Raw genomic sequence first — 26,513 nt, 5'->3', positions numbered from 1 at the left:
TATTGCTAATTGTCTTCTTAATACAAGTACAATGAAGATATAGTTTATAAATAGGCAAATATCTATTCCTCTTTAAAAATGGACACATACACTATTTTTGAAACAATTTGAGGAGGAGATAAAAATGGAAAGAACCTTTGGAATGGGTATGGGTGGATACCCAGCAATGGGCATGGGTGGATACCCAGCAATGGGCATGGGTGGATACCCGGCAATGGGCATGGGTGGATACCCAGGAATGAGCGTGGGTGGATACCCAGGAATGAGTATGGGCGGTTACCCAGGAATGAGCATGGGTGGTTACCCAGGTTATGGGATGAGTTATGTAGGTTATCCGGGTTACGGCATGGGATATGACGGCAATCCATTCCATCATGGCTGCTGTGGCTGTTAGAGATGGTTTGAATTTTTCAACAAAATGAGGGCAAAAGGGACTAGATAGATTGAAATATTTCATAGTACCAGCTACTAGGAGTTAAATATTCAGCTGCCATTTTTGGTGGCTTTTTATAACTAACTAATGGAATTCGTTTATTAGATAATATTTATCAAATTTGAGGGCTCAAATGAGCTCTCTTTTTATTTTGAAAATAGAAGAGTGAATTGTGGTTGAGAATTCATCAAGTTTATTTCAGAAAATGGTTGTCAACAAAAGTTTAATATTGAGAATCTCCAATTGTTTGCGGCTAATTTGTATGTGTTGGGGTGGAACCGGTATCTTCCAATTAGGTTATTATTAGCATCCGAATTGAGTATTCTGATTTATTTTGCTTATTTATAAGGGTATACATCAATTGTCCATTCAAAATCCTCAAACTTGAAATATTATAATAAGAAAGCTTTAAGTTTAAAGGAGTGGAATAAATGGACAAGCGTCTTGATAAACTCGAGGACGATATTTCAGATGTTAAAACACGAATAGCCGTAGCAGAAACAAATATCAAAGACGTAAAAGAGGATATTGCGTCTATAAAAAGTAATACAACATGGATTCTTAGAATTATCGTAGGAGCAATTATAACAACATTGCTTGGTTTAATCATTAAAGGATTTTAGGTGAACTAACAATAAGCTGCTCATCATAGGTAGCTTTTTATTTAAATTAAAAGGAGAGGAAAATAGTGGTTAAATTTTTTTGGCTGAATTTATGGAGGTGGCATACATGAAAAAGGGGCTTCCCCCTTCGCTGCAACTGATTATCGGTATGACATGCATCGCTTGGGGAATTATACTTGTCATTCATGCCGTTTTGGGTCGATGAAGGAAAGGGTAGCATAAATTGTAACAAGAAATGGCATAAGGATTGACTATGCCATTTTTCTTTTAATATAAAGGATTTTTAACTTTTTATAGAGAATTAACAGCCTAAATTACATAAATATTTTATAGGACAAAGATTGTTGTACGCTAAAAAGATAGTTGTTAATTAATGTGTGGAATGAACAGGCAAGTTCACTGACATTTTGATGTTAAATCATAAAAATTACCAAAGCTTATTCAACGGGGCAGTTTAGTTTAAGAACAGAACTTGGATTTTGTCTAACATTCATATCCAAAAAATCTTTCTAATTAAAAAGGTGCATCACTATTGTGATTGCACCGATGTAATGGCTAATCCCAGATACGAATTCTTGGAACGCCTACTGTTCTTAAATAATCCAATAACTGACCAGTATGAACTGATTCATGATAGGCAACACGTAAAAGCATGTCACCTAAATCTCTTACGTACCCTGAATCGGAACGGTCAATCTTTATATTTTCCAAGTCTTCTTCAGTAAAGGACTTGATTGTATCTATGAATTCATTTCGAAATGGTTCTGCAAATTCCAATTCTGCTTTTACAGAAGTGAATGTTCTATTTTCGAAAGGGGAGTCAAAAACAGATAAACTCCCTCTATTTTTAATTGCCAGGTGGTAATAATATTCGCTTTCCAATACGTGTCTAATCATTTCTATGCAATTCATTGCTCCATGATCTGGCTTCCATTGGAGTTTTTCTTCAGGAATAGATGTCCAAACCTTAATGCTTCTTCTTCTAACTTCATTAAAGTTTAAAATAATTAAATCAATTGAATTCAAAATAATTCCTCCTTCGATAGGCATATCATAATTATACACGAATGAATGTTCGTTCCAATATAAAGGAGGGAAATTTTTTCCTCTATTTTTGAATCAATGTATTTACTTTGCTTTTTCAACTATCGGAGGCGTTACTTGAATAGCCGGCTGCCTTAATTTGCGGCTTGAGTGCCTAAAGCATAAAAAAAGCCTGCAGAAAATTAATTCTGCAAGCCGAAATTTAATTAACAAAATGAGTCTTTTGATGATGGAACCTTTAACCCAAATAATGGACGGATATACAATGCAACGAATGTTCCAAGCATTGCCATGATGGCCCAAACCCACCCGTGAATGCTAAAGGAAGAGATACCGCCAAAATAGGCTCCAATGTTACATCCGAATGCAAGACGGGAACCATATCCCATTAATAAGCCTCCAAGAATAGCCGCACCGGCTATACCTAATTTTATTTTTTTTGGCTTAAAAGTACCTTGGAAAGAAGATGCAATGAAGGCTCCTAATATGATTCCAAAGTTCAACACACTTGTTGAATCCGCCAGGACTGTGTTTTTAAGTGCCTGTCCGTTTGGTCCGGCAAAATAACCCCAGCTGGAAACATCTACCCCGACTGTATTAAGAAATTTTCCACCCCATAGAGCAAAGGCAGAAGTGATTCCCCATGGATTTCCGCGAACAGTAAGGACTAATGCATTTAGTACTGCTAAAACAATGGCTGCCATAAATAATGGCCATGAACCACGTAAAACCTTTTTCCAACCAGTTGTTGTCGGAAGTGGTTTCATTATTGGAGGGTTTTTCTTTTTCGCAACCTGAATGGTAATCAAATAGATAGCGATAAAAGCAACCATTTGAATAAGCCAAGCGCCAAAATAACCCAGGCCAGTAGTTTCTGCTAAAGAAATAGGAGGTAGAGCAGGCGTATTATTCCAAAATGGCAGATGATAGGCTCCAAGAGTTGAACCTGCAATAAAGGCGATCAGAGTGAGGATCATAGAAGATGAGCCTCCGCCTAAATTATATAAGGTTCCTGATGCGCATCCATTCCCGAGCTGCATGCCTATTCCAAAAAGAAAAGCCCCAAAAATTACGCTAATACCAACAGGGGAAACATACCCATGTGGTGCAATACCAGTTAAGCTAAAGCCGGTACTTAGGATAATAGCAAATAATGTAGTTGAGACAGCAAACATCAACATGTGTGCCTGAAGTCCCTGAACATTTCCCACTGAAACGAGTCTTCGAAAAGCAGACGTAAATCCGAACCGGGCGTAAAGCAATGTTGCTCCTAATAATAAACCTATAATGAATAGGCTGCCTTGTATCCAATTAGATAAATGCACAATAGCAAATAATAGAATTAGAGATATAATAATCCCGACTGTAACCAATCCTTTTTGCATCGGGCTAAGGTTGGTAACTATAGTGGTTGAATGGGATTTATGATTTAACGATTTAGTAGTGCTTACAACTGTTTGAGACAATTTCAATTCACCTCTTTAACCCATGGGATTAGTATGATTTAATGCTATTCTATACTAATACAATCCAGATGAAATGTAAAGGAAAAGGGGACTTCCGATTTTAGGAGGTTAGGACAAAAGTATAAACAGGGGAAAATGTTCTAATGCATTATCCATCTGGGTCCTTTGCAGGAGAAGCAGAAGGAGTTGGAGCTGCTCACCTTTCTCAACCAGCAGGTCAAACACAAACGTACACTTTTACCTTTATCAGTGCCGCATCATTTACGGCTGGAACTACGGTTACGGACTTCACACATAGCAATGGTTTATTTGAACCAGGTGGAGAAATACGATGTGCACCTGTGTGTGTAGAGTAACAAGCTAATAGGAAAGAGATAAATGTGGGTTTCCCAACGTCAGCCCTTTTAATTATTGCGCTAACAGGTGCATTGGTTCAATTAGAGGAGCAAGGTATTTTCCTTCTTCAAGTAACGGAGCAGGTTTGTATAAAAGGAATTACTTAATTGAAAAAGTTTCATTTATTTTCCAATAAAAAGATTAATTCATGTGTTATATTTTATATAGTTAGTTGATGTAAGGGGAGGATTTTGATGGAACACGAATTGAAAAAATTTATTAAGAAGTGCGACATTGCAATCAAGCAAGAGGATGTTGATACATTGATAAACTACTATACTGAGGACGCAATTTTAGTTGTAAAACCTGGAATGATTGCACGAGGTAGAGAAGATATAAAAAAAGCATTTATTGCAATTGCAAAATACTTCAATAATTCCCTTGTACCAACACAGGGGGAAATGATTATATTAGAAGCTGGAGACACTGCGTTAGTTATTTCCCAAACCCTACTTGATGCTGATAAAAATAATAACGAATATTCTATGGATAGAAAGGCGACATATGTGTTTAAGAAAAATTCACAAGGCGAATGGCTGTGTGCAATAGACAACTCATATGGTACGGAATTAATTGATAAATAGAGTATAAAAAATTGTGGAGGATTGTACTTACACTATTGGAGTGCATTTCTACAATGCGTGGAGACGTTTTTTATTGAAGTAACGAAGAAGATGGTTTAAAAAGGAAAATGTAAACGAAAGCAGAATAGTAAAAGAATACTTTTCATCGTGGAGAATATACACAGAATAGAAAGCTAGATATTTACTTTCTTGTGAAGGGAGAATTTCATGAGTAATTTAATAAATGACAATCTGTATGAAACGAGAAATAACTTAGTAAAGGAGATTTCTTCATTAAGTTATACTCAATTTAACAGTAGACCTGATATGAATATGTGGAGTATAGCACAAATTTGTCATCACTTAGTTTTAGTGGAACAGGCAACAATAAAGGCTATTGCGTGGGGATTAAAAAAGGTTGATCATACTCAAAAAGAACGTAAAAACGTTCAACTTATGTTGGATAGAACGAAAAAGTTTAAAGCTCCCGAAATCGTCGAACCAGATGTAGAACCATTTGAAGTTCAGTTTATCATTGATTTGCTAAACGATTCGAGAAAACAATTTCTGACTTTCCTCAGTACTATAGATGATCAATCGATATTGGCGGAAAAATCATTTAAGCATCCTGCTTTAGGCGAATTACCACTTGACCAATGGATTGAACAGATATATTTGCATGAACAGCGGCACACAGAACAAATAAAAGAGATAAAATTACTTTTAGATGCGGAGCACTAAACTTATTATTATCAATGGATTCCTGTTTAAGTAAAGGGTAAAAAAATTTTTTAACTTTGTGAAATAATATACTTTAAGTAACGGGTGCGATAGTCCAAGAATGATTATCACTTATTTTTGTTGAAGTTATTAAGTTAACGGGTAGCAAGAGTTCAACAAGGGGCTGCGGTGGCGGCTCTTTTTTTCTTGTTCCGCTAACGGTGCAGTATAGTTAAAGAAGCTCACTCTTTTAGTATCAACTATTAATACCAAGTGATAAAATAAAGCAATAAATAGATTTTTTCAAAATATTATTGTTATGGGGGTTTTAATGATGTTAGATACTCAACAAATTAAGGAAGTTATTAGACATCGTTATCCATTTCTTTTAGTGGATAGAATTTTGGAATTAGAAGAAGGTAAAAGAGCAGTTGGTATTAAAAATGTGACTGTGGATGAGGACTTTTTTAACGGACACTTCCCCAATTATCCAGTTATGCCAGGCGTATTAATTGTAGAGGCATTAGCCCAAGTAAGTGCTGTTGTAATGTTAACTAAAGAAGGAAACCAAGGAAGATTAGGGCTTTTAGCAGGTATAGATAAATGCCGATTTAAACAGCAAGTAAAACCAGGAGACCAACTCCGTCTTGAGGTTGAAATAACCCGATTAAAAGGTCCTATTGGAAAAGGCAAAGGCATTGCTACAGTTGATGGAGAAGTAGTTTGCGAAACAGAGATAATATTTGCATTTGGTGATTAAAAGCTATTAATTTCTAAAATGTCATTCAAATTGTCGGACAAAAGAGTGTCTTATTGAACTAACGGGGGTGTTAGCTTAAAAGCTGTAATGATAAAGGGACAAGGGAAATTCCCTTATCCCTCTAGACATCACGAATTTGTTTATAGTCGGTTAATTCTTGACCACCCGAAGCAATTCCAATTGTAATTTTATCTATTCAATTCCCAATGTGGGTTCCATAATAAGAAAAAACTTTAACTGTTACCTTTAACAAAAGGGAGCTTTTGTTAAGGATGAGGTTCGCTGCGGCGGTCATTTTTTCTTATTAAACTATCGAGGCAGAATAGTTTAAAAGGATTACCAAAGGAGTGAATGAGAATGAGTTTAGCTTCCTACATTGGCTGTAATATAGAATTAACAATTAACGATGATGAATATTCAGACGCTTCTTTTTACATTGGAAGATGTTTTGCAGGGGTAAACGAACTGCAAAATGTAAGGAAATATCAGTTTACTACCCCTTATGTTTACGAGGTATCAAGTCACTGGGGAATTGAGATTTCGGAATATATGAATCAAGTAACGTATGCTGAATCAAAAGTAAAGCTGTTAGAACTTTGCAAAAGAATGGACAGTTATCTTGAAAAAGGGGATTATTTTGAACTGTATAGCTGTTGGATTGGAGAAGAAACTGATAAACGAGAGGGTGAGATAATTCTCCAAATCAATAACTTTGATATTGACCAGATTGAAATACCAGAAAAAACGTTAGTGAGATTTGAAAAATAAAGGCTTCTTCAACGAAGGGTGCTTTAGTTTAAGAATACAGCCCAAAAATGATTAAGCTTTTTTATAAAATCACACTCGAAATAATAAAGAAAGAATCCATTTTGATCAAACTTTTTTCAAAATGGATTCTTTTGATTTACCGTAAATGCAGGTTCATATGATATATTTTTGTTCAAACTTTATATTAAAGCTATACCTCATTCGGAAGAGGCTCTTATAAAGTTCACGAACGGCTGCGTATCTTCAATCAGATCTTCCACCAAAGGGCGCTATCCTGGAATAAGGCTAAGCGCTCATTTTTTATTTTAGCAGTATATTCTCGAAAAACATATTTGATAAAAGATATTGTGAAAATTTCCACTCAAACTTAAGGGGGCAGGCTAGTGGAAGAAGGAATTTATAATGTTATTCCAATTTTTCTCTGATTGTAATAGTTTTGCCTGTTTCATGACCAGATTTTCCATGTCCTGGTCCGAACACATTTAATATGATAACGCCTATAAGAATCAGTATTATTCCCGTAATGCTTGCCATGTTAATTTTTTCTTTCCAAATTAAAACTGAAATGACCGTTGTAAAAACAAGACCCAAGCCTGACCATATTGCATAAGCAGTATTTAAGGGGATAGTTTTCAGTGACAATGACAAAAAGAAAAAACAACCAATGAAAGCTATGACTACCCCAATGGTCGGATAGAGTTTTGAAAATCCTTCAGATGCTTTTAATAAAGAGGACCCAATTAGTTCTCCAATAATTGCAAGCATTAAATATAGATACGACATTCCTATTCGTCCTCCAAAATCATGTTTATAAATTGATCAAATGCTTGCCCTGAATTCTCGCTCATACATAACTTTATAATACCTTCGAAATAATTATTCTTCCAATCTTTCACCTGCAAGTTTGTACAAGAAATGTACCTAAGGTAAAGGTGCTATAGTTGAACAGCAGGGGGTGCTGTGGCAGCCCTCTTTCATATTCATTAACGAGTTTAGTATAACAAGAAAATAAAAGAGTGGCTGTTTAGTAAAAATAAAAAATATAAAAAAATTTTAAAAAAGGTCTTGAACCTGACGTAATGTTAGGTTCTATACTTAAGTTGTCGACAAAAACAGTTCGTACGAATTTGAGGGGATGATTATGGACAAAAGCACTTGGAAAATTGGTGAGTTGGCAAAGCTTACTGGGCTTACAGTTAGAACATTACACCATTATGACCAAATTGGATTATTACCACCATCACAAGTTTCAGATTCAGGCCACAGGATTTATTCCGAAAGTGATATACGGAAATTACAACAAATTATATCCTTAAAACAGTTAGGATTTTCTTTAGAAGAAATAAAAGAAATTATTGAAAAACAAAGTCTAAATCGTGTTCAAGTAATAAGAATGCAATTACAAAAAGTTAGGAAGCAAATAGAACTACAAAAGGAACTTTACTCAAGATTAGAAAGCATATATACGCTATTGAATTCCCAAAAGGATGTAAGTGCTAACCAATTTATTAAATTAATTGAGGTGATTAATATGGTTGAAAAATATTTCTCCCAAGAACAGTTAGATAAAATGAAAAGTCAGACAGATAATATTAGTGCCGAAGAAAAGGAACAAATTGAAAGTCAATGGTCTAATTTAGTCGCAGATATTAGGGCAGAATTAGAAAAAAATACTCCGCCTGAAAATCCAAAAGTAATGGAGTTAGCTAAAAAGTGGAAGTCATTAATGGATAAGTTTACTGCTGGTGACCAAGAAATTGTAAAATCGGCAGAACGTTTCCATTTAGAGAACCCAAACAATCCTTTGCAATATGGGATAGATGGAGACCTTTATAAGTATATTAAAGAAGCTATGTCTAAAATTTAATTGACTATTTCTCCAAGAAAACTGTTTGTACGATTTAATGCAGACGGTTTTCTTTTTCATCTAACAAAATGCGATTCTTAAGAAAAGTTCGCTTTTACATACTCAAAGAACAACATTGTGAACTGTTATACTTAAACGGATGCTGGAGTTTAACAAAGTGTCGGAGCAGCGGCTTTTTTTCTTGTCCACTGAAGGGGCAGGATAGTTTAAGAAGAAAATGGTAGAATTCAGTTATAATTCCTATTTGTAAAGGTGATTTTATGGACTGCAAATATGCAACTAGAAATTCTAAAAAACTCCGTTTGTAAGGAAGAATTTTTTGATATTGCTTATGATGTTATTGAAGAAATCGAAAGTTTTGAAAATGCCTTTGATGCTGTTGAACCTATTCTTAAGCTGATAGAACAAAATCCAGATGTTGATTTTGGATCTCCAGGTCAATTAGTCCATTTTGTTGAACAATTCTACGGAAACGGTTATGAAGAAAAGTTGGTTCAATCAATACAAAGGTCTCCGACTTATCACACCATATGGATGCTGAATCGAATAATTAATGGTAGTGAAGGAGAGCAAAAGAAATACTATTTAAATGTACTTCAAGCTATTCTTAATTCACCTAACGTCAATAATCAGTTGAGTTCTATAACCAAAGAATTTTTATCTTTACACAGTTGATTTATTCAATTAAAGGGTGCTTGAGTTTAACAACGGAGGTAGCTGCGGCACCTCCTTTTCTTATTGAACACACGGGGCGGGTTAGTTGAATAAAAATAGGAAAAGTTTAGAAATAATTAATCTCTTTGGATAAAAAAGGATGCTAATATAGAAATATATTATGTGTTTCTGTACCTAAGCAGAATCGCTTTTTTACTTAATGCGTAAAATTCATGAAGAAGGAAAATTTCAGGGGGTATTAAGGTGAAACAGTCAACGTATTTAATTGGTTCATTAATATTGAGTATATCAATATTAATATCAGCTTTTATGTTTAGTAATATCTATTCAAAATCAGCAAATGGAGTTAATAATTCACAAACAACAACAACTTCAATACCTGATTTGATGACTAAAAAACAGCTTTCCGAATATCTCCAGATAAGCCAAAAATCAATAGACAATATTATATTAAGTGATGACTCGGAAAGAGCAAAACTAGGTAGTTATGACACTTATCAATTTATCCCATACTTAAAGATCTCTAATCAGGAACGATTTTTAAAAGCAGAGATAGACAAGTGGTTACAATATAAGACAGGTAATCATTAAGGTATTATCGAGGGCAAGAGTTCTATAAGGACATTGCCCCATTGTTGCCCATTGTTATTGAAGTAAAGGGGCAGGTTAGTGAAAGAAAGCTAAACAGGTATAAAAGATATAAATTAATTTTAAGAGGGAATTGGGGAGAACTCAGATGTCGCAAGATGGAATTGTTTTAGTAGCAAGTGTGTCAATCTTTAATGACGATAAAGTCTTGATTATAAAAGAAAATAAACCTACTGCAATTGATAAGTGGAACTTTCCAAGTGGTCATGTGTCATGTCGAAAACGGTGAGGACATTCTCTATTCAGCTCAGAGGGAAGTTAAAGAGGAAACAGGGTTTGATGTAAAACTAATTGGTACCACTGGTGTATATAATTTTGTTAGTAATACAAACAATCAAGTTATTTTATTTCATTTTGTTGGTGAAGTTACAGGAGGTTCTCTAAATCTCGAAGAAGATGTAATTTCTGACAGCAAGTGGATAAAAGTAAATGAACTTGTAATATTTGAAAACAAAGACTTACGAGAACCTAGTGTAATAAAGCAAATAATTAATAACTTATTACAAGAGAGAATATACCCAATTAGCGTGTATAATGAGCAACTAATTTGAATCGCCCTTGTTTAACTAACGGGAGATTTAGTTGAACAGCTGGGTTGCTATGACAGCCCTTTTTCTTATTCCACTAACGGGGCAGTTTAGTTGAACAATCGTCATTAGCTTTTATTCAACAATCGGGCCATTTTGTTGAAGAAGGATATCTCCAATTTTTAAAGAATATAAGGTTATAAATATGCTTTCAAAAGTGGTGAGATAAATAGGAAAAAAATTTTTAGATAATGAAACGGAGAAATCTATAATTCACAGTCTTCGGAACGCGGGTTGTGTATTCGCGGAAGATGAGACCCGGTTACTTATCTCAGAGGCTCGAACATCAGAGGACCTCAAGAATATGGTGGAAATGCGAGCCGATGGTTTGCCTCTTGAATATATTGTTGGATACGCAGAGTTCTGTGGTTTGCGGATAGAAGTGGACCGAGGCGTTTTCGTGCCTCGAAAACGTACCGAGTTTCTTGTTCAGCAGGCAGAAGCCTTGTCATGTTCTGGTGATATCGTCGTTGACCTATGTTGCGGGTCAGGTGCTGTGGGTGTAGCACTGGCGGCAGCTTTAGGACGAGTTGAATTGTATTCTATTGACATTGACCCTGTCGCAGTACGATGTGCTGGCCGCAACGTAACGGATTTCGGTGGTCGTGTGTTTGAAGGTGACTTGTATAAAGCTCTGCCCCACTCCCTTAAAGGTCATGTAAACATCCTAGTTGCGAACGTACCTTACGTTCCTACCGAGGCAATAAAGCTGCTCCCACAGGAGGCGCGTTTACATGAACCGAAGGAGGCGCTTGATGGAGGAGGGGATGGACTTGATATTCAGCGAAGAGTAGCAGCAGAAGCACTTCTCTGGCTGGCACCGGGAGGACATCTTTTAATAGAGACGAGCGAAATGCAGGCACCGCAGTCCTTTGAAATCTTTTCAGGTGCTGGGCTTACCACAAAAGTGGCTAGAGACGAGGAACTGGATGCCACTATCGTTATCGGGTCAAAGTCTGGTTTTTAGAGGAAATAAGTACTTTGTCTTAATCACAAATGAAATGATAATTTCTTAGCACCATATATTAATAAACAAAAAGTTCTTATTCAATTAAAGAAAGGGCGCAATTCTTGAAAAAGAATTGTGCCTTCTTTAGCTATAGGGCCAGATTGTTGATGAATACAATTCGATTATGACTAAGGGTGTAGAATCAATCGAATCGTAAATAAAAGAGGTGTGGCATGATTCAATATATGATTAAATCATGCTTTTATTATGAGAAAACGTCAATACATAATGAAAGAAGGAGAAAGACTGTCATTATGCAACCAGCTATAATGGCTTTTCCCTTGTGTGTAGGATCAGAAGACTGGAGTACGTGTCTGAAATAAAAAATAGAACCAGTTGTAATGAAGAGAAGTTCGATTAGGATGCTTGCAAAAACATAGTCCCATAATCCTAAACCAAGGAGAGGGAGGCCGCCTGCGTTTCCCGGGAGAATGGGTAGATCAGGACGATGAACGATTAAATCCAAAACCCAGTGGCTAAAAGCTACAGCTCCAATAATCACCCCTGATCTTTTACCCCAAAAACCACCAGCAAGGAACCCTGCTAGAATTGAAAGCAACATGGCCCCTATGAAAGAATGAGAGTAAAATGCATAAATCATCATCTTTGCATAGCCGCCCTCGCCGATTGGTTCTATTGACTCCATCCCGGCTAAATTGAATGGAATAAAGGCAATATCAAGTAACTGAGTGCTAACCAACAGCGACCAAAGTGGCAGTTCTGGGGTTTTACTTTTCACTGCAGCAGCAATTCCAAAATGTCCAGCGAACATCTCAACCATCTCCTAAAAATAGAAATAATAATGAATAATCCATATTATTATAATTAAATTTTATGTTCTTTGTTGGAGATAATTGTTAAATTTGTGTAATTTTAGCGATTAGAGTTTTTATATACCCCATTAGGTTGTTCAACAAACGGGCGCTTTTCTTTAGTAAGAAGGCGTCTTTTTGATATTCCACTACACATTAGGGATTAGATTTTGTTAAGGTAAAACAAGATTGTGAAGATTATAACTTAAACTAATGGGTGCAAGAGTTAAAGAACAGCTGGAGTTTAACAAGCGGGGGGCTTCGGTAACTCCTTTCCTTATTGAGCTAACGAGCAGGTTTCTTAAATAACCTCGAAATAGCCCAACATTCCCAAGTTTTTGAGTTCTAATAATTTTGGTTTGAATAGTCTTTAAGTGGGGGGGGCTAGTGATTAAAATTTTAATGCACATAAGCAGATTATTTTTAGGGCTCGTTTTTTTGATTGCAGGTATAAACGGATATTTTGTTATCTTTGGATTTGAACCATTTATAGCAACTAGTCCAGAAGCAATGGCATTATTCGAATTTAAATACCTCTTAATTGCAGAAAAATCTTTAGAAGTTATATGTGGGATATTACTTATATTCAATCAATTTATCCCATTAGCCATTGCAATATTATCGCCTATTGTAGCCAATATTTTCTTGCTCCATTTGTTTCTAGACCATTCTTTACTTCTTTTAGCGATAATGCTTGTCCTCACCCTCGGATTTTTGTTGTTCTATTATAAAAATAACTTTATGAGTGTATTAGAGAGAAAACCGAACTCGCCTCATTAAAATACCAATTATTTTAATTCAAATTTTCTTACTAAATGCGTTAGTTAAAGTTTGATCGCAGTAGCGGTCTTTTTTTCTTATTAAACAAACGGGGCAGTTTAGTTTAATAACAAGTACATCTTTATTCGATTATTATTTGCAATTTCCCTCTATCAAAAAAGCCTCCAAACTCGAGGCTTTTATCTATGACTTGATTTCATTTTATCTATAATCTCATTTGTAGACCATGAGGCACTAGCAATCATACGGAAATTTATTTTTGCAGCTATATCTCCATCTAAATTATTTATTTTTGCGGCTGCTGTTGCGTCGTGAACCACTGACACTTCAAAGCCTTGTTCAATTAGTTCACGCATATGGGATTCAACGCACAGGTTTCCAGACATACCTGCAAGAATAACGCTGGTGATTCCTTGTTTTCGCAGTTGTAAAACCAAGTCATTGGCTTCGGGTCCATAAATTTTGTGCGGACTTGTGATTACAGTTTGTCCATCTTCAATATATGGCTTATATCTATCAAGAAAATCTGCACCAGAACCCTTAAAGCCTTCAAGCGATAATGGACCTTTTCGTTGATACATTTTAAGTGCGTGCATTGAATGTTCCATAGCTCCCCCAAACCGCCATTTTTGGTCATATGGATAATAGTAATGAGGGGACACAAACACTTTGAAATTATTTACCTTTGCTGTTTTTAATAATAATTCAATGTTCTCGATAGTATGATTTTTAGCAACACTGTCTTTGACTAAATTCCATGCTACACCATCTGGGCTTAAAAAGTCATTTTGTGGATCTGTAATCACCAAAGCAGTATTCTTAGGATCTACCTTCATTCCAGGTGTTGGAAGAGGCTTAATTTGTGCAGCGACTGAGTTTTGATTAAAACAATAAAGATCAAGAGTGACAATAAAAGAAAACAGAAAGATACATTGTAGAATTTTTCTCATTGGGATTCTCCTTCAATAATTTTCTATACGCTTATTATGTAATTTTTGAACGGGTGAAATGCATGTTGATAAAGTTCTTCCTCTTGAATAAAGTTTTGGTTTGGCAAATTAATACGAAAATAATTAATAAAGATATGAGTAAATGACGGGGCTTAGCAGAAGATTGTGAAGAAATCTACTTAAAGTAACGGGTGCAAGAGTTGTAGATCAAGCTGTCATTGTGGCAGCTTTTCTTATTCCACTAAAGGGGCAGTTTAGCTAAAGTACATTTCTTCGCAAAGTTTAAAAAGAAAATAATTTTCCCAATTTTTATTTATAACAGCTAAACGTTTTAAATTAAAATGTTTCATTTCTTCTGACAGACTTATTAAATTTCGAAAACAATCAATTCAATCATCGTATAGAAAAACTTATTAAGAAACATGCACTAGAAAAAATATAAATCATATATAGGAGATATCCCGTTTGAATGCTTGAGGAGGATAATATGAAACCTATGTTACCTAGTGAAAAATATTTCGGTAATTTAGAACTAGTTTATGCATTTTATGGGGCTATGCCTACAGGTGTTACTGTTTCAGAAACTGGTCGTATTTTCATTTGTTTTCCGAAATGGGGAGACGATGTTAAATTTACGGTGGCGGAAATTGTTGAGGATAAATTGCAGCCTTATCCTAATTTACAAACCAATTTGGTTAACCCCGAGAATATCAAAAAGACTTTCATCAGTGTCCAAAGTGTAGTTGCTGATGGAAGGGGAACGCTTTGGATATTAGATACAGCGGCACCCAATTTTTCTGAACCTATTAAAGGGGGGGCAAAATTAGTCGCTGTTGATTTAGAAACCAATACAATAAGAAAAGTATATACCTTTACAGAAGATGTTGTCCTGCCTACAACTTATCTGAATGATGTCCGTTTTGATTTTCGTGTTGGAAAAGCAGGTTATGCCTATATAACGGATTCTTCTTCAAGAGGACCAGGAGCTATTATCGTCATAGATTTATCAAATGGAAACGCGTTTAGACGGTTAAATGGGGCAAATTCAACTTCACCCGATCCGTATTTTTTACCGAAAGTAGAAGGTAAAATTTTAATGAATCGAAACAAAGACGGTTCAACCTCTCCATTTAGATTGGCGTCTGATAGTCTTGCGATTTCTCCCGATGGAAAGATATTATTTTTTGCTCCACTAACCAGTCGTCATTTGTACTCGATCTCAACAGAAGCCCTGAGAGACATAACGATACCGGACATGGATTTACCTTATCATGTGGAATACTGGGGAGAAAAAGGTGCGTCTGATGGAATGATCACCGATGCAAATGGAACTGTTTATGCTGGAGATTATGAAAACAACAGTATCCGTAAGATATTGCCAAATGGCATAATGGAAACTATCGCACATGATCCAAGAATTTTGTGGCCGGATACTTTTTCAATTGGTCCGGATCAATATTTGTATGTCATTGTGAACCAATTACATCGACAGCCTAGATTTCATTATGGAAAAGACTTACGACAGAAACCTTATAGTTTACTTCGTATCAAAATTGATGAATTTCCTGCACCTACCTTTTCATAATAAAAATAGCCAATTAATTGTTTTCATTATATAGTGTAAAACAAACACGAGTAAGCAAGAAGTATTAACTTTATTTACTTCTGCCAAATAAACTCAAAATGGTTTAATAGGAACAGTTTATTTGGTGAGTGTTAAACTGTTCCTGGAAATTTTTTATAATGTCGGTAAATTCAATGCTGTATTGATATTATTTAAATCCAAACTGATTTGTTCGTTTGTATCCCAAGCATGGTACCATCCTTTTTCTACCACATATGCTGATATTTGTTCATGCATATCAAGAGCTTCTACTAAATGGCGAGTGAGAATTTCTTTAATTTCCGGTGTTCCTGCCTCCGTAACTGCCAACGCATAATTTCTAACTCCACTTTTAGCTGAAATGAGTAGATCCATTGCAACTACTTGATCCGATAGTCCGTCCATGCCCGTTAAAGTTTCAATGATTGGATTCATGTTCATTCATCTCCTAATTTACTGCTTAGCGTTGGAAAGGATAGAAGCATATTCTTGTAATTGTCTCGTAGATACATCAATGTCTTGCTGCATAATATCTTTTAATAGCTGATCTGTAACTAACGCTTTCATCGTTTTCGATTTAGTTAAACAAGTGGTCTTAAATGCAGCCATCTCATGGACCTCAAGAACTTCATGTAAGGCGTAGTTCATTTTTTATACCTCCTTCCTCAAGGTTTCAACACGACTTTTATACAATCATCCATTTTTGTGTCAAAAATCTCATAGCCACGCTTTGCTTCACTAAGTGGAAGTACATGACTTACGACATCTCCTGGATCAATTTTTCCGGTCGTAACTAATTCAAACATATATGGCATATAGTGGATGACAGGTGCTTGACCGGAGCGGATATTGATATTTCGCTGCATAATATCTCCAAGAGGGAAACCATTATATCTGCCGCCGTAAACGCCAGTAACTTGAATTGTCCCGCCTTTACGCACTGCTTGTGAAGCCATGATAAACGCACCTAATGCTCCCCCTTGAAGCTTCATTCCGCTTGCAAGGAACTCCATATCAGTCATTTTACCGTCCATACCAACTGCATCAATGACAACATCAGCGCCGCCTTTGGTGATTTCCTTCAGGTAACTTCCTACATTCTCATGGTCCTCAAAGTTAACAATTTCTACTTTGTTGGTGCGCTTTGCGTGCTGCAGGCGATAATTGACATAATCAACGGCAATGACTCGCTTTGCCCCTTTTAACCAACAGAATTTTTGAGCAAAAAGACCAACCGGACCACAGCCAAGAACAATAACGGTATCTCCATCCTTTACACCTGCATTGTCAACACTCCAAAAACCTGTAGTCATCGCATCGGCAATAACTGCTAACTTTTCATCTGGTTCTTCACAAGTCTCTGGAATTTTGAAATGAGTAAAGTTGGCAAATGGCACTCTTAAATATTCAGCTTGCCCACCTGGATAGCCACCCGTCGTACCAGAATATCCGAAATAGGCACCCATATCACCATTATCATTAGAATTATCACATTGGCTTTCCAAATGGTTTTTACAGTAATGACATTCACCGCATGCTATATTAAAGGGGATAATTACTCGATCTCCTTTTTTTAGCTTAGTCACACCTGGACCAACTTCTTCGACAATTCCCATTGGTTCATGGCCAATAACATAGTTTTCTTGCAGGTTAGGAATCATGCCATGAATTAAATGTAAATCAGACCCACATATAGCTGTACTTGTTACTTTAATAATCATGTCATCTGGTTTTTCAATCCTTGGATCTGGAACTTCTTTGACTACAACATTTTTAATACCTTGATAGGTTACTGCCTTCATTGGTTACAGCCTCCAGTGTTAGTGTTCATCCGGTGTCCGGTCAAACATACCTTTTCTATTGGTCTCAACAGGGAATAGATTCATTTTGCCAATCATCAATGTATTGTTGGCAGAGAGTTGATCTAGTTTATACTGTTCACCTAGTTCGTATGGATGGAACCATTTTTTATTAATCATTAGTTCTGTAATTTCTTGGTGCAAGGCAATACCTTGCATTAACTGGTTTCGTAAGAAGGTTCTAACATCAGGTGATGCAGCCTCCGTTAATGCAACCGCAATATTGCGCACACCTTCTTTGGCACGAAGAAGTAAATCCATCGCAAATGTGGTATCTGCTAGCTCTGGTACGTGTAGCGAGTTTATAGGGTCTAAATAGTCATTGTTCAATGAAATAGCCTTCCTTTCAATTTATTATTGGTGTTGGCCGGTTTTGAGGAACAGGAGCTTCAAAAGGTGCACGTTGATAAATTGCCTGTAATTCTCCAAGTGCTTGCATGGATTGTTCAACATCTTTTTGCATTAATGCTCTCAAATCATGATCAAATACCAATCCTTGCATTAGTTTTGATTTCGCTAAGCAAAGGGTTTTGAAATTAATAATTTCATGTAAATCCAATGATTCATGATCGGCTAATTTTTGATTATCCATTTCTAATTAACCTCCTTATTCGTTAATACAATCAATAGTGTTAACGAATAAGGAGGACTTTAATGTTTTTTTAAAATTGGTAAATTATCCCAAACGGTTGGTATATTCATAAAGTGGGGGAAATTCATTTATTGTGATGGCTGAGGCTGATTGCTGCGGCGTTCTTTTTTTGTAGCTAAAAATATATTCAACCAGAAATATCTGGTTGAACTTATAATACGAACGGGGCAGGTTAGCTAAAGAAGGATTTTCCACATTTCTACTTGAATATATCTTAGTAAAAGACTATAGATGGAGGACTATTTATGGCATTAGTTTCAATTTATACTGTTGGTAGGCTAAACCACCCCTATGACCACCCTGCCTCTCGTGAATTTTTTCAAGTGGGAAATGAAGTATACCGTCAAGCAACTAAGTCAGGGCTAATAGAGATGTTTTCACCCGAAGGAATCCCTTTCCCTGAAGAAACCGTAAAAGGAAACGGTTCTCCTATTCTTACACTAACTGTATGGAGAAGCATTCAATCCTTATATCGCTTTACTTATTCTGGAAAGCATATGCAAGCATTGCGAGATAGAAGCAGATGGATAGAATCTTATCCAGATAAACACCTGTCTTATGTAGTTTGGTGGACAGAAATGGTGGGGGATGTCTCATGGGAGGAGGCATTCAGAAGATACAACCATTATATTCAGCATGGTCCGACTCCTTTTGCATTTGATTTCAAGCATGCATTTGATGAAAAAGGGGAGATGTTCTTGATTAATACTAAAAATGACGTAAAAGAATAATGCACCTACTTGTGACATTTTTATTTATTTTGGAGGAATTTGTGAAATATTACACTTAAACTAACGGGTGCGAGAATACATAAGCGACGCCAACAGCGTCGCTTCTTTCTCTAGAAATACTTTTGATAAAATTCTTGCCTTACCCTTCCGCTAAGCTGGGCATATATTCGAGTAGTCTCACTCTTCTCGTGGCCCAAAAGACTTTGTATGACTTCAACAGGGGCTCCGTAATTCAACAAATGGGTTGCATAGCTGTGTCTGAGTTGATGAGGATAAATTTCCTTATTTATGGCCGCACGAGCTGAGATTCGTTTTATGACATATCTCATTTGGGCAATGCTCATCCTATGTGGCAGACGTTCTGTAACAAATATGGCAGGATCCGTATCCTGGCGATCATTGATATATCGATTAAGCCAGATTTCGGCTCTTATATTAAAATAGACCTCACGTTCCTTGTCTCCTTTTCCCTTTACAATTGCTGAGCGATTGGACCAATTAATGCAATTACGTTCAAGTGAAACTATTTCCCCAATTCTGCATCCTGTCGAAAACATAAATTCAAACAAGGCTTTTTCCATCGGGCTAACACACGCTTCACGCAGAAGTTCGATTTCTCTTTCAGTTAAGAATTTCGGTATGCGTTTTCCGACCTTGGGCTCCTTTAACTTTGATGCAGGGTTATGGTGTATATGACCTTCTTCGTGGCACCAACGGAATAAGGATTTCATAAACCGTATCCTATGAGCCATACTGGATGGCTTTAGGGCTGCCGATGAATTATTTAGGTATTCCTTCAAATTTTCTGAGTTAAGAGTGGCAATTTCTGCATCCTTGAAATACAGAACAAGCAACTTTGCCTGAATGCCATAGGCTTTTATTGTATACGGTGAAAAGCCCTCAATTCGTTTGTCGGCCGCATATATTTCCCATGCTTTTGATATTAACAACCCAATCCCTCCCATTTAAACTTCCCATTTAAGAGGAATTATTGCCTAGATTATCAAAATATAGACTTATTAAGCTAAAGGGCAGGTTAGTGGAAAAAGGAGTAGTTTATTAACTTCGCAATTGACACTAATTGTGAACTAAGGGGTGAAAGGAGTTGGCAAATTTAGAAGGCATGGAAATAAAATTTTACTGTCTTAAAAAACAGTGAGTTGCGAAGATATGTACCAGGTTATTTACTAGATGATTTGAAACTCATTGCAAATACCGTTAAACAAACAAGAAAGAAAAAAGGTAAAAAGAAAAACACTTATTTTGTTATCAATACAGATGAAACATATGCAGATAAAGTCATTGAAATTTTAAAACGCCACGGACATTGGGGTTAAGACATCAAAAGCAAAGGATTTGTATGACAAGTAATAAATTTATTTCCACCTAGAATTTACTTTTAATAGGGTCTCAAACAATAACCCTCTAACAATAATTTCTTTATACGAAAGTTTTGTTAAAGTCTCATCTGATTTTTTCTTGCTTGCTATTAAAAAGGCTTTAATTAATTGTTCATCGGACAATATAAATAAATTTATACAAACTCCTTAGTAACAAGCTTATTAATAATAATATTATATTAAACAAATTATTAATAATTATAACAAATTTTTTGTCTGATTTTTGTGTTAAATCGGTCAAAGTTTCAATTATGACATTAATTGCGAAATAAAAGGGCTAAATGATTAGCCCATTCTTAATTACCTACCCCAAAGTCTTGTAATATCTAGGGGAACAATCACTTGACCATTTATTTTTTTATGGATAATAGGATTTTTAAAAGAATCATGATCACCCCATATAACCTTATTAGAGGAGCGTGCACGAATATCAATACCCAATAAGGCTTGAATGTTGTTACTATTATTTGTCATTTAAACATCTCCTTTTTAGATATTAATGTAATTATTATCTTTTTAAGAAAAAAAATCCTTAATAATATCGGGGGGTGATCTAGTAATTTATCCCAAAAGGGAAATTTAAAGTAAAAAAGCCAGGAAACTCCTGACTAAATTCTTATACATCAAGATGCATTGCTTAATTTGTTTCTTTTAGAAAAATACTTCATATGTAAATTTATTAAGTTATCTAATTCTTGGCTACATCTCAAAGTTTCTTGACTATTAAAACCCGTACTGTGAGCAAGCCTAACCATTTTCTTTTTCATTAAATCTATTTTTTTAATCAGCATTAGTTCACACAAAAACGTGGTCATAGCAGGTGAATTCTCCTAGTAAAAATTCTTTGTAAAAATCACACAAAAACAATTATAGGAGAAATTACTGAAATTAAAAATAGTTTCGACAAAAATTTTCAAAAATTATTTACCGGCGTTTTTACAAAAAAGGGGATAAAAAAAACATCTAAACAATGCTTCATAATTGTTGAACGATAGGGGGTTTACACTTGGAACTATATTTTACTAACTAAAACTTTAGAAAGCTTCGGTACCACTAAAGTGTTAATTAAATTGCGACGTTTACTATAAGATAAGGAGCTGCCCAAAAAGGACAGCTCAGGTGAAATAATACTAGTACTTGCAAGGAGATTAACAAGTTACAATATGTATTATCGACTAACTATCAAAAATTGTTTAGTGTTCTTGAAAATTTTTTTCTAACAAAAAAAGACAACAAATGCTTAAAAAAGAAGCGTCGCTAAGACAAGCTGCAATAAAAATGGACAACGTAAAAAAGGAGCCATTAAGGCTCAGAAGCAAAATGGCTTAGCAAAGGATATTTTGTTCAGGGTTATTTTATGCCATTTTTTTAGAAGTGACTCTAACACATTGGCGTTGGCACAAGGCATATGTTTGGAGATCTCCGAGGTGAATACCTTGTCCAACAAAAATTATTTTTTCCTAAAATAGAAAAATAAATCCATTTATAGAGAAGTATATAAAATTTCATTATGTCGCATTTCGATTCAATTCTGCCATTTTAAAAAATAAAAAGAAGCATCTATACGATGCTTCTTAAAATGGAGGTATTCAGTGTTAACGGTGCTACTTTATATTATGAAAATTTTTTAAACTTGACTTGGACAAATATGTAATTTTTTTAAAATTAATAATGTTAATTGTAACGCAGCTTGAGTATTTAATTTCCCTGTAACAAAAGGGAATAAAAATGAAGCATCTAAACGATGCTTCAATATTGTTGAACGATAAGAGGTTTACACTTGGAACTATATTTTACTAACTATGACTTTAGAAAGTGCTTGGGGTAATTTTAAGTATTTTAAAGAATTTCTTTTTGATAAATGTACTTTTATTATTACACAGTTCGATTCAAATGTGAACTAAAAGAGAGGGGGATTTTATAGAATCATTATGCGGATTTTCTTATTAAACTATAGGGGCAGTTTAGTTGAATAAAGCATGTTTCTTGACAATCGTTTTTACATAACTATAATGGATATTAGAGAGTCTTATAGTCTTTAATAGATAGAAAGGGTTGAATACATTGAAGTACTCAAAAGCAACTAATTATGCTCTTCATACAATGTTAAATTTAGCCTTGTCAAAATCAAGCAAACCAATAGGGGTACAGACACTAGCAGAAAAACTGAGTGTTTCACCAACTTACTTATCTAAAATCCTAACCAAGCTTGTAAAAGAAGGAATGGTTTCTTCTGTATCAGGAGCAAATGGTGGATATTCATTGACAAGAGGATGGGAATCCATTTCTTTTCTTGATATTATTTTTGCTATTGAGGGGAAGTCATCATTGTTTGAGTGCGGATTAGACCATGGACCTCAATGTCAGATCCAAAAAGTAATGTTGAAGTCCGAAGAAAAAATGGAAGAAGAATTAAGGAGGCAAACCCTGGCTGATTTAGCAAAGACATCTGTATAATTTAAATGATGTCTTTTTTTATCCTCCTATTATAGATAATAAAGGTCTTTAATATATTTAATTAAAAGGAGTGTATATTATTATGTTAGATTGTGTAATTGTAGGTGGAGGTCCAGCGGGTCTAAACGCTGCCCTTGTATTAGGCAGGGCAAGAAGAAATGTGATTTTATTTGACAATAACTTTCCAAGGAACGCAGTTACCCAAGAGTCGCATGGATTTATTACAAGAGACGGAATTAAACCAAGAGAATTTAGAGAACTTGCTCATCAGGACATAGCCAAGTATCCTTCTATCATGATAAGAAATGAAAAAATTATTGATGTAAAAAAAACGGGAATGCATTTTGAAGTCGAGACCGAAAAAGGAGAATGTATTAAAGGGAAGAAGATTATTTTAGCTACAGGACTTAAGGAAATTCATCCGGCAATAGAAAACATTATGGATTTCTATGGAAAAAGTCTTTTCAGCTGTCCTTATTGTGATGGCTGGGAGTTGAAAGACCTTCCGCTAATGATTATTTCGGAAAGCCACTCTGCTTTCCATATGGCTAAAACAGTTTACAATTGGAGCAAAGACTTAATTGTTTGTACCAATGGAAAGAAGATATTGACCGTAGAGCAAAAGAATATGATACAAAGAAAAGGAATTAAAATATATGAGCAAAAAATTAAATCTCTTATTGGCGGAAATGGGAGTTTAGAAGCTGTAATTTTTGAGGATGGTGAAGAGGTAAAGAGGAAAGGAGGATTTGTGACACCTGAATGGATTCAAGCCACCTCTTTCGGTCAATCTTTAGGATGTAAAACACACGAGCTCGGTGGAATTATAACTGATCAATTTGGCAGAACTAATATTGAAGGGCTATATGCCGCTGGAGATACGTCAGTTATTGCCCCCTCACAAGTGATTATTGCAGCAGCTGAAGGTTCTAGAGCCGCAATGGGAGTCAATACAGACTTATCTCAAGATGATTTTAATTAAACTATTTAAAAACTTTGTGAAACAATGTACTTAAACTATAGGGTGCTTAAGTTTAACAACGGAGGTAGCTGCGGCACCTCCTTTTCTTATTGAACAAACGGGCTGAATAGTTCAACAAATGAAAGGGATATTAGGTAAAATATCATTAGAGGGAGAGTTTTGAAAGAATATAGTTAGGTATTAAGTAGTTTCTTCTTGAACTAAAGGGTGCATTACTAGAACAATGGTAATGCTTTTTCTTATTGAAGTGACGGGGCTGGATAGTTGAAAAAGAAATAAAATAATTCATGTCCTGTGAATTGAGAATTTAAATTGTTATTAGCATTGAATTTTTTAAAAAAATTGAACAATCAGATAATACTTACTGATAAAATTAGGGTGAAAGTACAATTTGAGAAGTGTGGAGGTTATGTTTAAAAAATTATTTAAAGTGTCGATTTTGAAGATACCGGTTCGTTGTATTTATAAAGAGGTCAATTAGGGGATTTGCCTCTAAAAAAGGGGAGGAAATATATGCTTTTTATGATAATTGTCAAATCCTCGAACAATTCGGAAGTCGGAAAGCTCCCGAGCCCGGAGCTCATTGAAGCCATGACAAAGTACAATGAGGAATTAGTGAAGGCAGGCGTGAGGGTTGCCGCTAAAGGACTTCATCCAAGTTCAAATGGGATTCGCTTTTCGTATCCGATACCAGGGGAAAAGCCGGTGGTAACGTATGGCCCATTTACAGAATCGAAAGAATTGGTTGCCGGGTTCATTCTGATTGATGTGAAGTCGAGGGAAGAAGCCATCGAGTGGGCAATAAGGATGCCGGACCCGCAAGGATATGGGGAAGGTCAGATTGAATTGCGTCAAGTTTTTGAGGCACCAGAGCTGATGACCGAGGATCCGGACATGTTGGCCAAGGAAGCGGAATAACGCGAAAATATGAAAAGGAAAGGCGAGCGTGCTCCCTTTTAGACAACCTGTATCAAAAACTAACGGACACACCATATTTAAATCTAAGCTAAATCCTGAATGGTTAATTTTTAACACTGATTTAAAAGAAAAGGAAGTTTTGAACGTCACAAAGCTGATGGAAGGATCAGCGTTCGTATTTACCCCACATTAATTAATTATCTTGAACAATTATTATTTAATGCACGAGCTTTTTTCGCAAGAACTGAGCAAGATTATCCGAATAAACATTAGGAGGAGATTTTTATGTTTTTATCTGCTTTCCCCAATCTTTATACGTCAGATATCAACCGCTCTTTGACATTCTACCGGGATCTTCTGGAATTTGAAGAGACCTTTCGCTTTCCGGATAAAGGAGAGCCCGAACATGTTGAACTCCGCCTCGGGGACTCCATGATCGCCTTGACAACCTACGCAGCAGCGAAGGAAGGAAGCGTATCCGCGCCTACCCCAGGCCACCCTTTTGAACTTACTATTTGGGCTGAGGATGCGGATCAGGCAGTTAACCGTCTGCGTGTGGCCGAAGTACCGGTAGTCATTGAACCGAAAGTTCATAAGGCAGGAGTTCGTCGTTCTTATGTGTCGGATCCTGATGGTAATTGGCTTGCTATCGTTTCTCGAAATAAATGACTTTTTTGTGATTTAATCTAAAATTTCGTAATATGGGGTCAACCAGATTTTTCTGGTTGGCCAAATAATACGAGTATGCCTTATATTGTGAAGGAACTATGTATTTTGAGCGGTTAAATAATGGTTGGAGGTGGAAAAATTAAAGCCTTTGAATGAAAACTAAGATAGTAGTGACTCATCCAAAGGTGTGGGGTAAATTCCCTGTTTAAATAAAAACAACTAGATTATTTTTGTGAATATTTAACCGTTTACAATTTCTCCACCATTCACATGCAGAATTTGCCCTGATATGTAAGATGCATCTTCGGAGGCCAAGAATACATAAGCAGGTGCCACTTCAAACGGTTGACCGGCTCGCTTCATAGGAACATTGTCTCCAAATGTGGCAATCTGTTCTGGAGGTAAGGAAGATGGAATTAATGGAGTCCAAATAGGCCCTGGGGAAACACCATTGACTCGAATCCCTCGTGATGCCAGTGACAATGATAGCGAACGTGTAAAGGAAACTATGGCTCCTTTTGATGCCGAGTAGTCAATTGAATCTTGATTTCCTAGATAGGCACTAATGGATGTTGTATTTATTATGGAGCTCCCTGAATTCATGTAGGGCAGAGCAGCTTTCGTCAAAATAAACTGCGAAAAAACATTTGTGTGAAAAGTACTTGCTCGTTGATTCGAATCTATATCAAGTAGACTGTCCTTTATGTAAACTACACCGGCATTATTCACCAGAATGTCAATACGGCCAAATTGGTGAATGGTTTGCATTACAACCTGTTGGCAGTGCTGTTCATACCCAATATCGCCTGAAATGGTAATGCAACGACGGCCGTACTTTTTGACATAGAACTCCGTTTCTTTTGCATCGCTGTGTTCATTTAAATATGAGATTGCAATGTCTGCACCTTCTTTCGCGAAAGTGACTGCAACAGCTCTCCCAATCCCACTATCCCCACCAGTAATAAGAGCTACCTTATTCATAAGTTTACCGGCTGGTTTGTAATTGGGGTTATCAAATATAGGTCTGGGTGTCATTAATGATTCAATGCCAGGTTTACTTTGTTGCTGTGGCGGGAAACCCATTACACACACTCCTCTCGGCATTTTCTTATTGAATGAATTTAAATTTTTGATATAAGTT

General features: G+C 35.9%; 33 protein-coding genes and 1 pseudogene. 20 read left to right on the top strand and 14 right to left on the bottom strand.

Annotated features, from left to right (window positions below):
- Positions 1 to 124: 124 nt before the first annotated feature.
- Both A6749_RS26160 and A6749_RS26155 read left to right on the top strand, forming a co-directional pair.
- Positions 125 to 394, top strand: a complete 270-nt coding sequence (locus A6749_RS26160) for a hypothetical protein (protein WP_066399675.1) — start codon at positions 125 to 127, stop codon at positions 392 to 394.
- A gap of 470 nt (positions 395 to 864) precedes the next feature.
- Positions 865 to 1,056: a hemolysin XhlA family protein gene (locus A6749_RS26155; protein ID WP_066399674.1), complete on the top strand. Its 192-nt coding sequence runs from the start codon at positions 865 to 867 to the stop codon at positions 1,054 to 1,056.
- A 555-nt stretch (positions 1,057 to 1,611) separates the two neighbouring features.
- On the opposite strand, the gene A6749_RS26150 is transcribed toward A6749_RS26155, so the two are convergent.
- Positions 1,612 to 2,082: a DinB family protein gene (locus A6749_RS26150; RefSeq protein WP_066399672.1), complete on the bottom strand. Its 471-nt coding sequence runs from the start codon at positions 2,080 to 2,082 to the stop codon at positions 1,612 to 1,614.
- A gap of 224 nt (positions 2,083 to 2,306) precedes the next feature.
- Positions 2,307 to 3,485: a YeeE/YedE family protein gene (locus tag A6749_RS26145; protein ID WP_153043082.1), complete on the bottom strand. Its 1,179-nt coding sequence runs from the start codon at positions 3,483 to 3,485 to the stop codon at positions 2,307 to 2,309.
- 224 nt (positions 3,486 to 3,709) lie between these two features.
- Here A6749_RS26145 and A6749_RS26140 point away from each other — a divergent pair, with 224 nt between their 5' ends.
- From A6749_RS26140 to A6749_RS26120, 6 genes are all read left to right on the top strand, one after another.
- The gene (locus A6749_RS26140) at positions 3,710 to 3,922 is read left to right on the top strand and encodes a hypothetical protein (protein WP_066399667.1); all 213 of its coding nucleotides are present in this window, start codon (positions 3,710 to 3,712) and stop codon (positions 3,920 to 3,922) included.
- Positions 3,923 to 3,946: 24 nt separating this feature from the next.
- Complete coding sequence (locus A6749_RS29215) at positions 3,947 to 4,069, top strand: hypothetical protein (RefSeq protein ID WP_269085717.1); 123 nt, start codon at positions 3,947 to 3,949, stop codon at positions 4,067 to 4,069.
- Between the two features lie 87 nt (positions 4,070 to 4,156).
- Positions 4,157 to 4,546 (top strand): YybH family protein, encoded by a 390-nt coding sequence (locus tag A6749_RS26135; RefSeq protein WP_066399665.1) that lies wholly within the window; start codon positions 4,157 to 4,159, stop codon positions 4,544 to 4,546.
- A gap of 207 nt (positions 4,547 to 4,753) precedes the next feature.
- Complete coding sequence (locus A6749_RS26130; RefSeq protein ID WP_066399663.1) at positions 4,754 to 5,266, top strand: DinB family protein; 513 nt, start codon at positions 4,754 to 4,756, stop codon at positions 5,264 to 5,266.
- A 313-nt stretch (positions 5,267 to 5,579) separates the two neighbouring features.
- Positions 5,580 to 6,005, top strand: coding sequence for a 3-hydroxyacyl-ACP dehydratase FabZ (gene fabZ / locus A6749_RS26125; RefSeq protein WP_066399656.1), 426 nt, complete (start codon positions 5,580 to 5,582; stop codon positions 6,003 to 6,005).
- 357 nt (positions 6,006 to 6,362) lie between these two features.
- Entirely contained in the window at positions 6,363 to 6,773 is a 411-nt protein-coding gene (locus tag A6749_RS26120) for a hypothetical protein (RefSeq protein ID WP_066399651.1), read from the top strand.
- A gap of 405 nt (positions 6,774 to 7,178) precedes the next feature.
- Here A6749_RS26120 and qacH read toward each other — a convergent pair whose 3' ends face one another.
- The gene (gene qacH / locus A6749_RS26115) at positions 7,179 to 7,556 is read right to left on the bottom strand and encodes a quaternary ammonium compound efflux SMR transporter QacH (protein ID WP_066399644.1); all 378 of its coding nucleotides are present in this window, start codon (positions 7,554 to 7,556) and stop codon (positions 7,179 to 7,181) included.
- A 358-nt stretch (positions 7,557 to 7,914) separates the two neighbouring features.
- On the opposite strand from qacH, the gene A6749_RS26110 reads away from it, so the two are divergent.
- The 5 genes and pseudogenes from A6749_RS26110 (at position 7,915) to A6749_RS26090 (ending at position 11,517) form a co-directional block, all read left to right on the top strand.
- Positions 7,915 to 8,640 (top strand): MerR family transcriptional regulator, encoded by a 726-nt coding sequence (locus tag A6749_RS26110; RefSeq protein WP_066399638.1) that lies wholly within the window; start codon positions 7,915 to 7,917, stop codon positions 8,638 to 8,640.
- 273 nt (positions 8,641 to 8,913) lie between these two features.
- Complete coding sequence (locus tag A6749_RS26105; protein ID WP_066399633.1) at positions 8,914 to 9,315, top strand: hypothetical protein; 402 nt, start codon at positions 8,914 to 8,916, stop codon at positions 9,313 to 9,315.
- 243 nt (positions 9,316 to 9,558) lie between these two features.
- Entirely contained in the window at positions 9,559 to 9,906 is a 348-nt protein-coding gene (locus A6749_RS26100) for a MerR family transcriptional regulator (protein WP_066399626.1), read from the top strand.
- Between the two features lie 145 nt (positions 9,907 to 10,051).
- Positions 10,052 to 10,514 (top strand): annotated as a pseudogene (locus A6749_RS26095) (NUDIX hydrolase).
- 205 nt (positions 10,515 to 10,719) lie between these two features.
- Positions 10,720 to 11,517, top strand: a complete 798-nt coding sequence (locus tag A6749_RS26090) for a putative protein N(5)-glutamine methyltransferase (protein ID WP_084797991.1) — start codon at positions 10,720 to 10,722, stop codon at positions 11,515 to 11,517.
- A gap of 247 nt (positions 11,518 to 11,764) precedes the next feature.
- Here the strand turns inward: A6749_RS26090 and A6749_RS26085 are convergent, their stop codons facing one another.
- Entirely contained in the window at positions 11,765 to 12,331 is a 567-nt protein-coding gene (locus tag A6749_RS26085) for a permease (protein ID WP_066399620.1), read from the bottom strand.
- Positions 12,332 to 12,758: 427 nt separating this feature from the next.
- On the opposite strand from A6749_RS26085, the gene A6749_RS26080 reads away from it, so the two are divergent.
- On the top strand, positions 12,759 to 13,151 hold the full coding sequence (locus tag A6749_RS26080; RefSeq protein WP_084797990.1) for a DoxX family membrane protein: 393 nt from the start codon (positions 12,759 to 12,761) through the stop codon (positions 13,149 to 13,151).
- A gap of 179 nt (positions 13,152 to 13,330) precedes the next feature.
- On the opposite strand, the gene A6749_RS26075 is transcribed toward A6749_RS26080, so the two are convergent.
- Positions 13,331 to 14,101: a cysteine hydrolase family protein gene (locus A6749_RS26075; protein ID WP_066399611.1), complete on the bottom strand. Its 771-nt coding sequence runs from the start codon at positions 14,099 to 14,101 to the stop codon at positions 13,331 to 13,333.
- Positions 14,102 to 14,588: 487 nt separating this feature from the next.
- On the opposite strand from A6749_RS26075, the gene A6749_RS26070 reads away from it, so the two are divergent.
- Entirely contained in the window at positions 14,589 to 15,686 is a 1,098-nt protein-coding gene (locus A6749_RS26070; protein ID WP_066401210.1) for an L-dopachrome tautomerase-related protein, read from the top strand.
- Positions 15,687 to 15,839: 153 nt separating this feature from the next.
- Here A6749_RS26070 and A6749_RS26065 read toward each other — a convergent pair whose 3' ends face one another.
- From A6749_RS26065 to A6749_RS26045, 5 genes are read right to left on the bottom strand one after another with little or no spacing between them, the layout of a single operon-like run.
- Positions 15,840 to 16,139 (bottom strand): spore coat protein, encoded by a 300-nt coding sequence (locus tag A6749_RS26065; protein WP_066399610.1) that lies wholly within the window; start codon positions 16,137 to 16,139, stop codon positions 15,840 to 15,842.
- Between the two features lie 18 nt (positions 16,140 to 16,157).
- The gene (locus tag A6749_RS26060) at positions 16,158 to 16,352 is read right to left on the bottom strand and encodes a hypothetical protein (protein ID WP_007083743.1); all 195 of its coding nucleotides are present in this window, start codon (positions 16,350 to 16,352) and stop codon (positions 16,158 to 16,160) included.
- Between the two features lie 17 nt (positions 16,353 to 16,369).
- Positions 16,370 to 17,506: a zinc-dependent alcohol dehydrogenase gene (locus tag A6749_RS26055; RefSeq protein WP_066399609.1), complete on the bottom strand. Its 1,137-nt coding sequence runs from the start codon at positions 17,504 to 17,506 to the stop codon at positions 16,370 to 16,372.
- Positions 17,507 to 17,524: 18 nt separating this feature from the next.
- Entirely contained in the window at positions 17,525 to 17,893 is a 369-nt protein-coding gene (locus A6749_RS26050) for a spore coat protein (protein WP_066399606.1), read from the bottom strand.
- Positions 17,894 to 17,909: 16 nt separating this feature from the next.
- A complete protein-coding gene (locus A6749_RS26045; protein WP_066399605.1) occupies positions 17,910 to 18,155 on the bottom strand; it encodes a spore gernimation protein GerQ in 246 nt (81 codons plus the stop codon).
- Between the two features lie 305 nt (positions 18,156 to 18,460).
- Between A6749_RS26045 and A6749_RS26040 the strand changes: the two genes are divergently transcribed.
- Positions 18,461 to 18,946, top strand: a complete 486-nt coding sequence (locus tag A6749_RS26040) for a DUF3291 domain-containing protein (protein ID WP_066399603.1) — start codon at positions 18,461 to 18,463, stop codon at positions 18,944 to 18,946.
- A gap of 110 nt (positions 18,947 to 19,056) precedes the next feature.
- Here A6749_RS26040 and A6749_RS26035 read toward each other — a convergent pair whose 3' ends face one another.
- The 3 genes from A6749_RS26035 to A6749_RS26030 all read right to left on the bottom strand — a co-directional run bounded on the left by A6749_RS26035 (position 19,057) and on the right by A6749_RS26030 (position 21,137).
- The gene (locus A6749_RS26035) at positions 19,057 to 19,896 is read right to left on the bottom strand and encodes a tyrosine-type recombinase/integrase (RefSeq protein ID WP_066399600.1); all 840 of its coding nucleotides are present in this window, start codon (positions 19,894 to 19,896) and stop codon (positions 19,057 to 19,059) included.
- Between the two features lie 750 nt (positions 19,897 to 20,646).
- Positions 20,647 to 20,820: a hypothetical protein gene (locus A6749_RS28715; protein WP_164745656.1), complete on the bottom strand. Its 174-nt coding sequence runs from the start codon at positions 20,818 to 20,820 to the stop codon at positions 20,647 to 20,649.
- A gap of 149 nt (positions 20,821 to 20,969) precedes the next feature.
- Complete coding sequence (locus A6749_RS26030) at positions 20,970 to 21,137, bottom strand: aspartyl-phosphate phosphatase Spo0E family protein (RefSeq protein WP_153043081.1); 168 nt, start codon at positions 21,135 to 21,137, stop codon at positions 20,970 to 20,972.
- A 1,273-nt stretch (positions 21,138 to 22,410) separates the two neighbouring features.
- Between A6749_RS26030 and A6749_RS26025 the strand changes: the two genes are divergently transcribed.
- From A6749_RS26025 to A6749_RS26010, 4 genes are all read left to right on the top strand, one after another.
- Complete coding sequence (locus A6749_RS26025; RefSeq protein ID WP_066399588.1) at positions 22,411 to 22,803, top strand: Rrf2 family transcriptional regulator; 393 nt, start codon at positions 22,411 to 22,413, stop codon at positions 22,801 to 22,803.
- A 79-nt stretch (positions 22,804 to 22,882) separates the two neighbouring features.
- Positions 22,883 to 23,785, top strand: a complete 903-nt coding sequence (locus A6749_RS26020; protein WP_066401209.1) for an NAD(P)/FAD-dependent oxidoreductase — start codon at positions 22,883 to 22,885, stop codon at positions 23,783 to 23,785.
- A gap of 513 nt (positions 23,786 to 24,298) precedes the next feature.
- Entirely contained in the window at positions 24,299 to 24,703 is a 405-nt protein-coding gene (locus tag A6749_RS26015; RefSeq protein WP_066399583.1) for a YciI family protein, read from the top strand.
- Between the two features lie 285 nt (positions 24,704 to 24,988).
- On the top strand, positions 24,989 to 25,372 hold the full coding sequence (locus A6749_RS26010; protein WP_066399580.1) for a VOC family protein: 384 nt from the start codon (positions 24,989 to 24,991) through the stop codon (positions 25,370 to 25,372).
- 240 nt (positions 25,373 to 25,612) lie between these two features.
- On the opposite strand, the gene A6749_RS26005 is transcribed toward A6749_RS26010, so the two are convergent.
- On the bottom strand, positions 25,613 to 26,476 hold the full coding sequence (locus tag A6749_RS26005; RefSeq protein ID WP_066401208.1) for an SDR family oxidoreductase: 864 nt from the start codon (positions 26,474 to 26,476) through the stop codon (positions 25,613 to 25,615).
- Positions 26,477 to 26,513: the final 37 nt, after the last annotated feature.

The sequence above is a fragment of the Neobacillus mesonae genome (assembly GCF_001636315.1).
Lineage (GTDB): Bacteria > Bacillota > Bacilli > Bacillales > Cytobacillaceae > Neobacillus > Neobacillus mesonae.
Note: the sequence above shows the minus strand (reverse complement) of the source record. Positions and strands in the feature narration are given on the sequence as shown.

Coding starts and splice junctions, on each gene's coding strand:
- A6749_RS26160 (WP_066399675.1), top strand. CDS start 125: ATGGAAAGAACCTTTGGAATGGGTATGGGTGGATACCCAGCAATGGGC.
- A6749_RS26155 (WP_066399674.1), top strand. CDS start 865: ATGGACAAGCGTCTTGATAAACTCGAGGACGATATTTCAGATGTTAAA.
- A6749_RS26145 (WP_153043082.1), bottom strand. CDS start 3,485: ATGCAAAAAGGATTGGTTACAGTCGGGATTATTATATCTCTAATTCTA.
- A6749_RS26140 (WP_066399667.1), top strand. CDS start 3,710: ATGCATTATCCATCTGGGTCCTTTGCAGGAGAAGCAGAAGGAGTTGGA.
- A6749_RS26135 (WP_066399665.1), top strand. CDS start 4,157: ATGGAACACGAATTGAAAAAATTTATTAAGAAGTGCGACATTGCAATC.
- A6749_RS26130 (WP_066399663.1), top strand. CDS start 4,754: ATGAGTAATTTAATAAATGACAATCTGTATGAAACGAGAAATAACTTA.
- fabZ (WP_066399656.1), top strand. CDS start 5,580: ATGTTAGATACTCAACAAATTAAGGAAGTTATTAGACATCGTTATCCA.
- A6749_RS26120 (WP_066399651.1), top strand. CDS start 6,363: ATGAGTTTAGCTTCCTACATTGGCTGTAATATAGAATTAACAATTAAC.
- qacH (WP_066399644.1), bottom strand. CDS start 7,556: ATGTCGTATCTATATTTAATGCTTGCAATTATTGGAGAACTAATTGGG.
- A6749_RS26110 (WP_066399638.1), top strand. CDS start 7,915: ATGGACAAAAGCACTTGGAAAATTGGTGAGTTGGCAAAGCTTACTGGG.
- A6749_RS26105 (WP_066399633.1), top strand. CDS start 8,914: ATGCAACTAGAAATTCTAAAAAACTCCGTTTGTAAGGAAGAATTTTTT.
- A6749_RS26085 (WP_066399620.1), bottom strand. CDS start 12,331: ATGTTCGCTGGACATTTTGGAATTGCTGCTGCAGTGAAAAGTAAAACC.
- A6749_RS26075 (WP_066399611.1), bottom strand. CDS start 14,101: ATGAGAAAAATTCTACAATGTATCTTTCTGTTTTCTTTTATTGTCACT.
- A6749_RS26070 (WP_066401210.1), top strand. CDS start 14,589: ATGAAACCTATGTTACCTAGTGAAAAATATTTCGGTAATTTAGAACTA.
- A6749_RS26065 (WP_066399610.1), bottom strand. CDS start 16,139: ATGAATCCAATCATTGAAACTTTAACGGGCATGGACGGACTATCGGAT.
- A6749_RS26060 (WP_007083743.1), bottom strand. CDS start 16,352: ATGAACTACGCCTTACATGAAGTTCTTGAGGTCCATGAGATGGCTGCA.
- A6749_RS26055 (WP_066399609.1), bottom strand. CDS start 17,506: ATGAAGGCAGTAACCTATCAAGGTATTAAAAATGTTGTAGTCAAAGAA.
- A6749_RS26045 (WP_066399605.1), bottom strand. CDS start 18,155: ATGGATAATCAAAAATTAGCCGATCATGAATCATTGGATTTACATGAA.
- A6749_RS26040 (WP_066399603.1), top strand. CDS start 18,461: ATGGCATTAGTTTCAATTTATACTGTTGGTAGGCTAAACCACCCCTAT.
- A6749_RS28715 (WP_164745656.1), bottom strand. CDS start 20,820: ATGACAAATAATAGTAACAACATTCAAGCCTTATTGGGTATTGATATT.
- A6749_RS26030 (WP_153043081.1), bottom strand. CDS start 21,137: ATGCTGATTAAAAAAATAGATTTAATGAAAAAGAAAATGGTTAGGCTT.
- A6749_RS26015 (WP_066399583.1), top strand. CDS start 24,299: ATGCTTTTTATGATAATTGTCAAATCCTCGAACAATTCGGAAGTCGGA.
- A6749_RS26010 (WP_066399580.1), top strand. CDS start 24,989: ATGTTTTTATCTGCTTTCCCCAATCTTTATACGTCAGATATCAACCGC.
- A6749_RS26005 (WP_066401208.1), bottom strand. CDS start 26,476: ATGCCGAGAGGAGTGTGTGTAATGGGTTTCCCGCCACAGCAACAAAGT.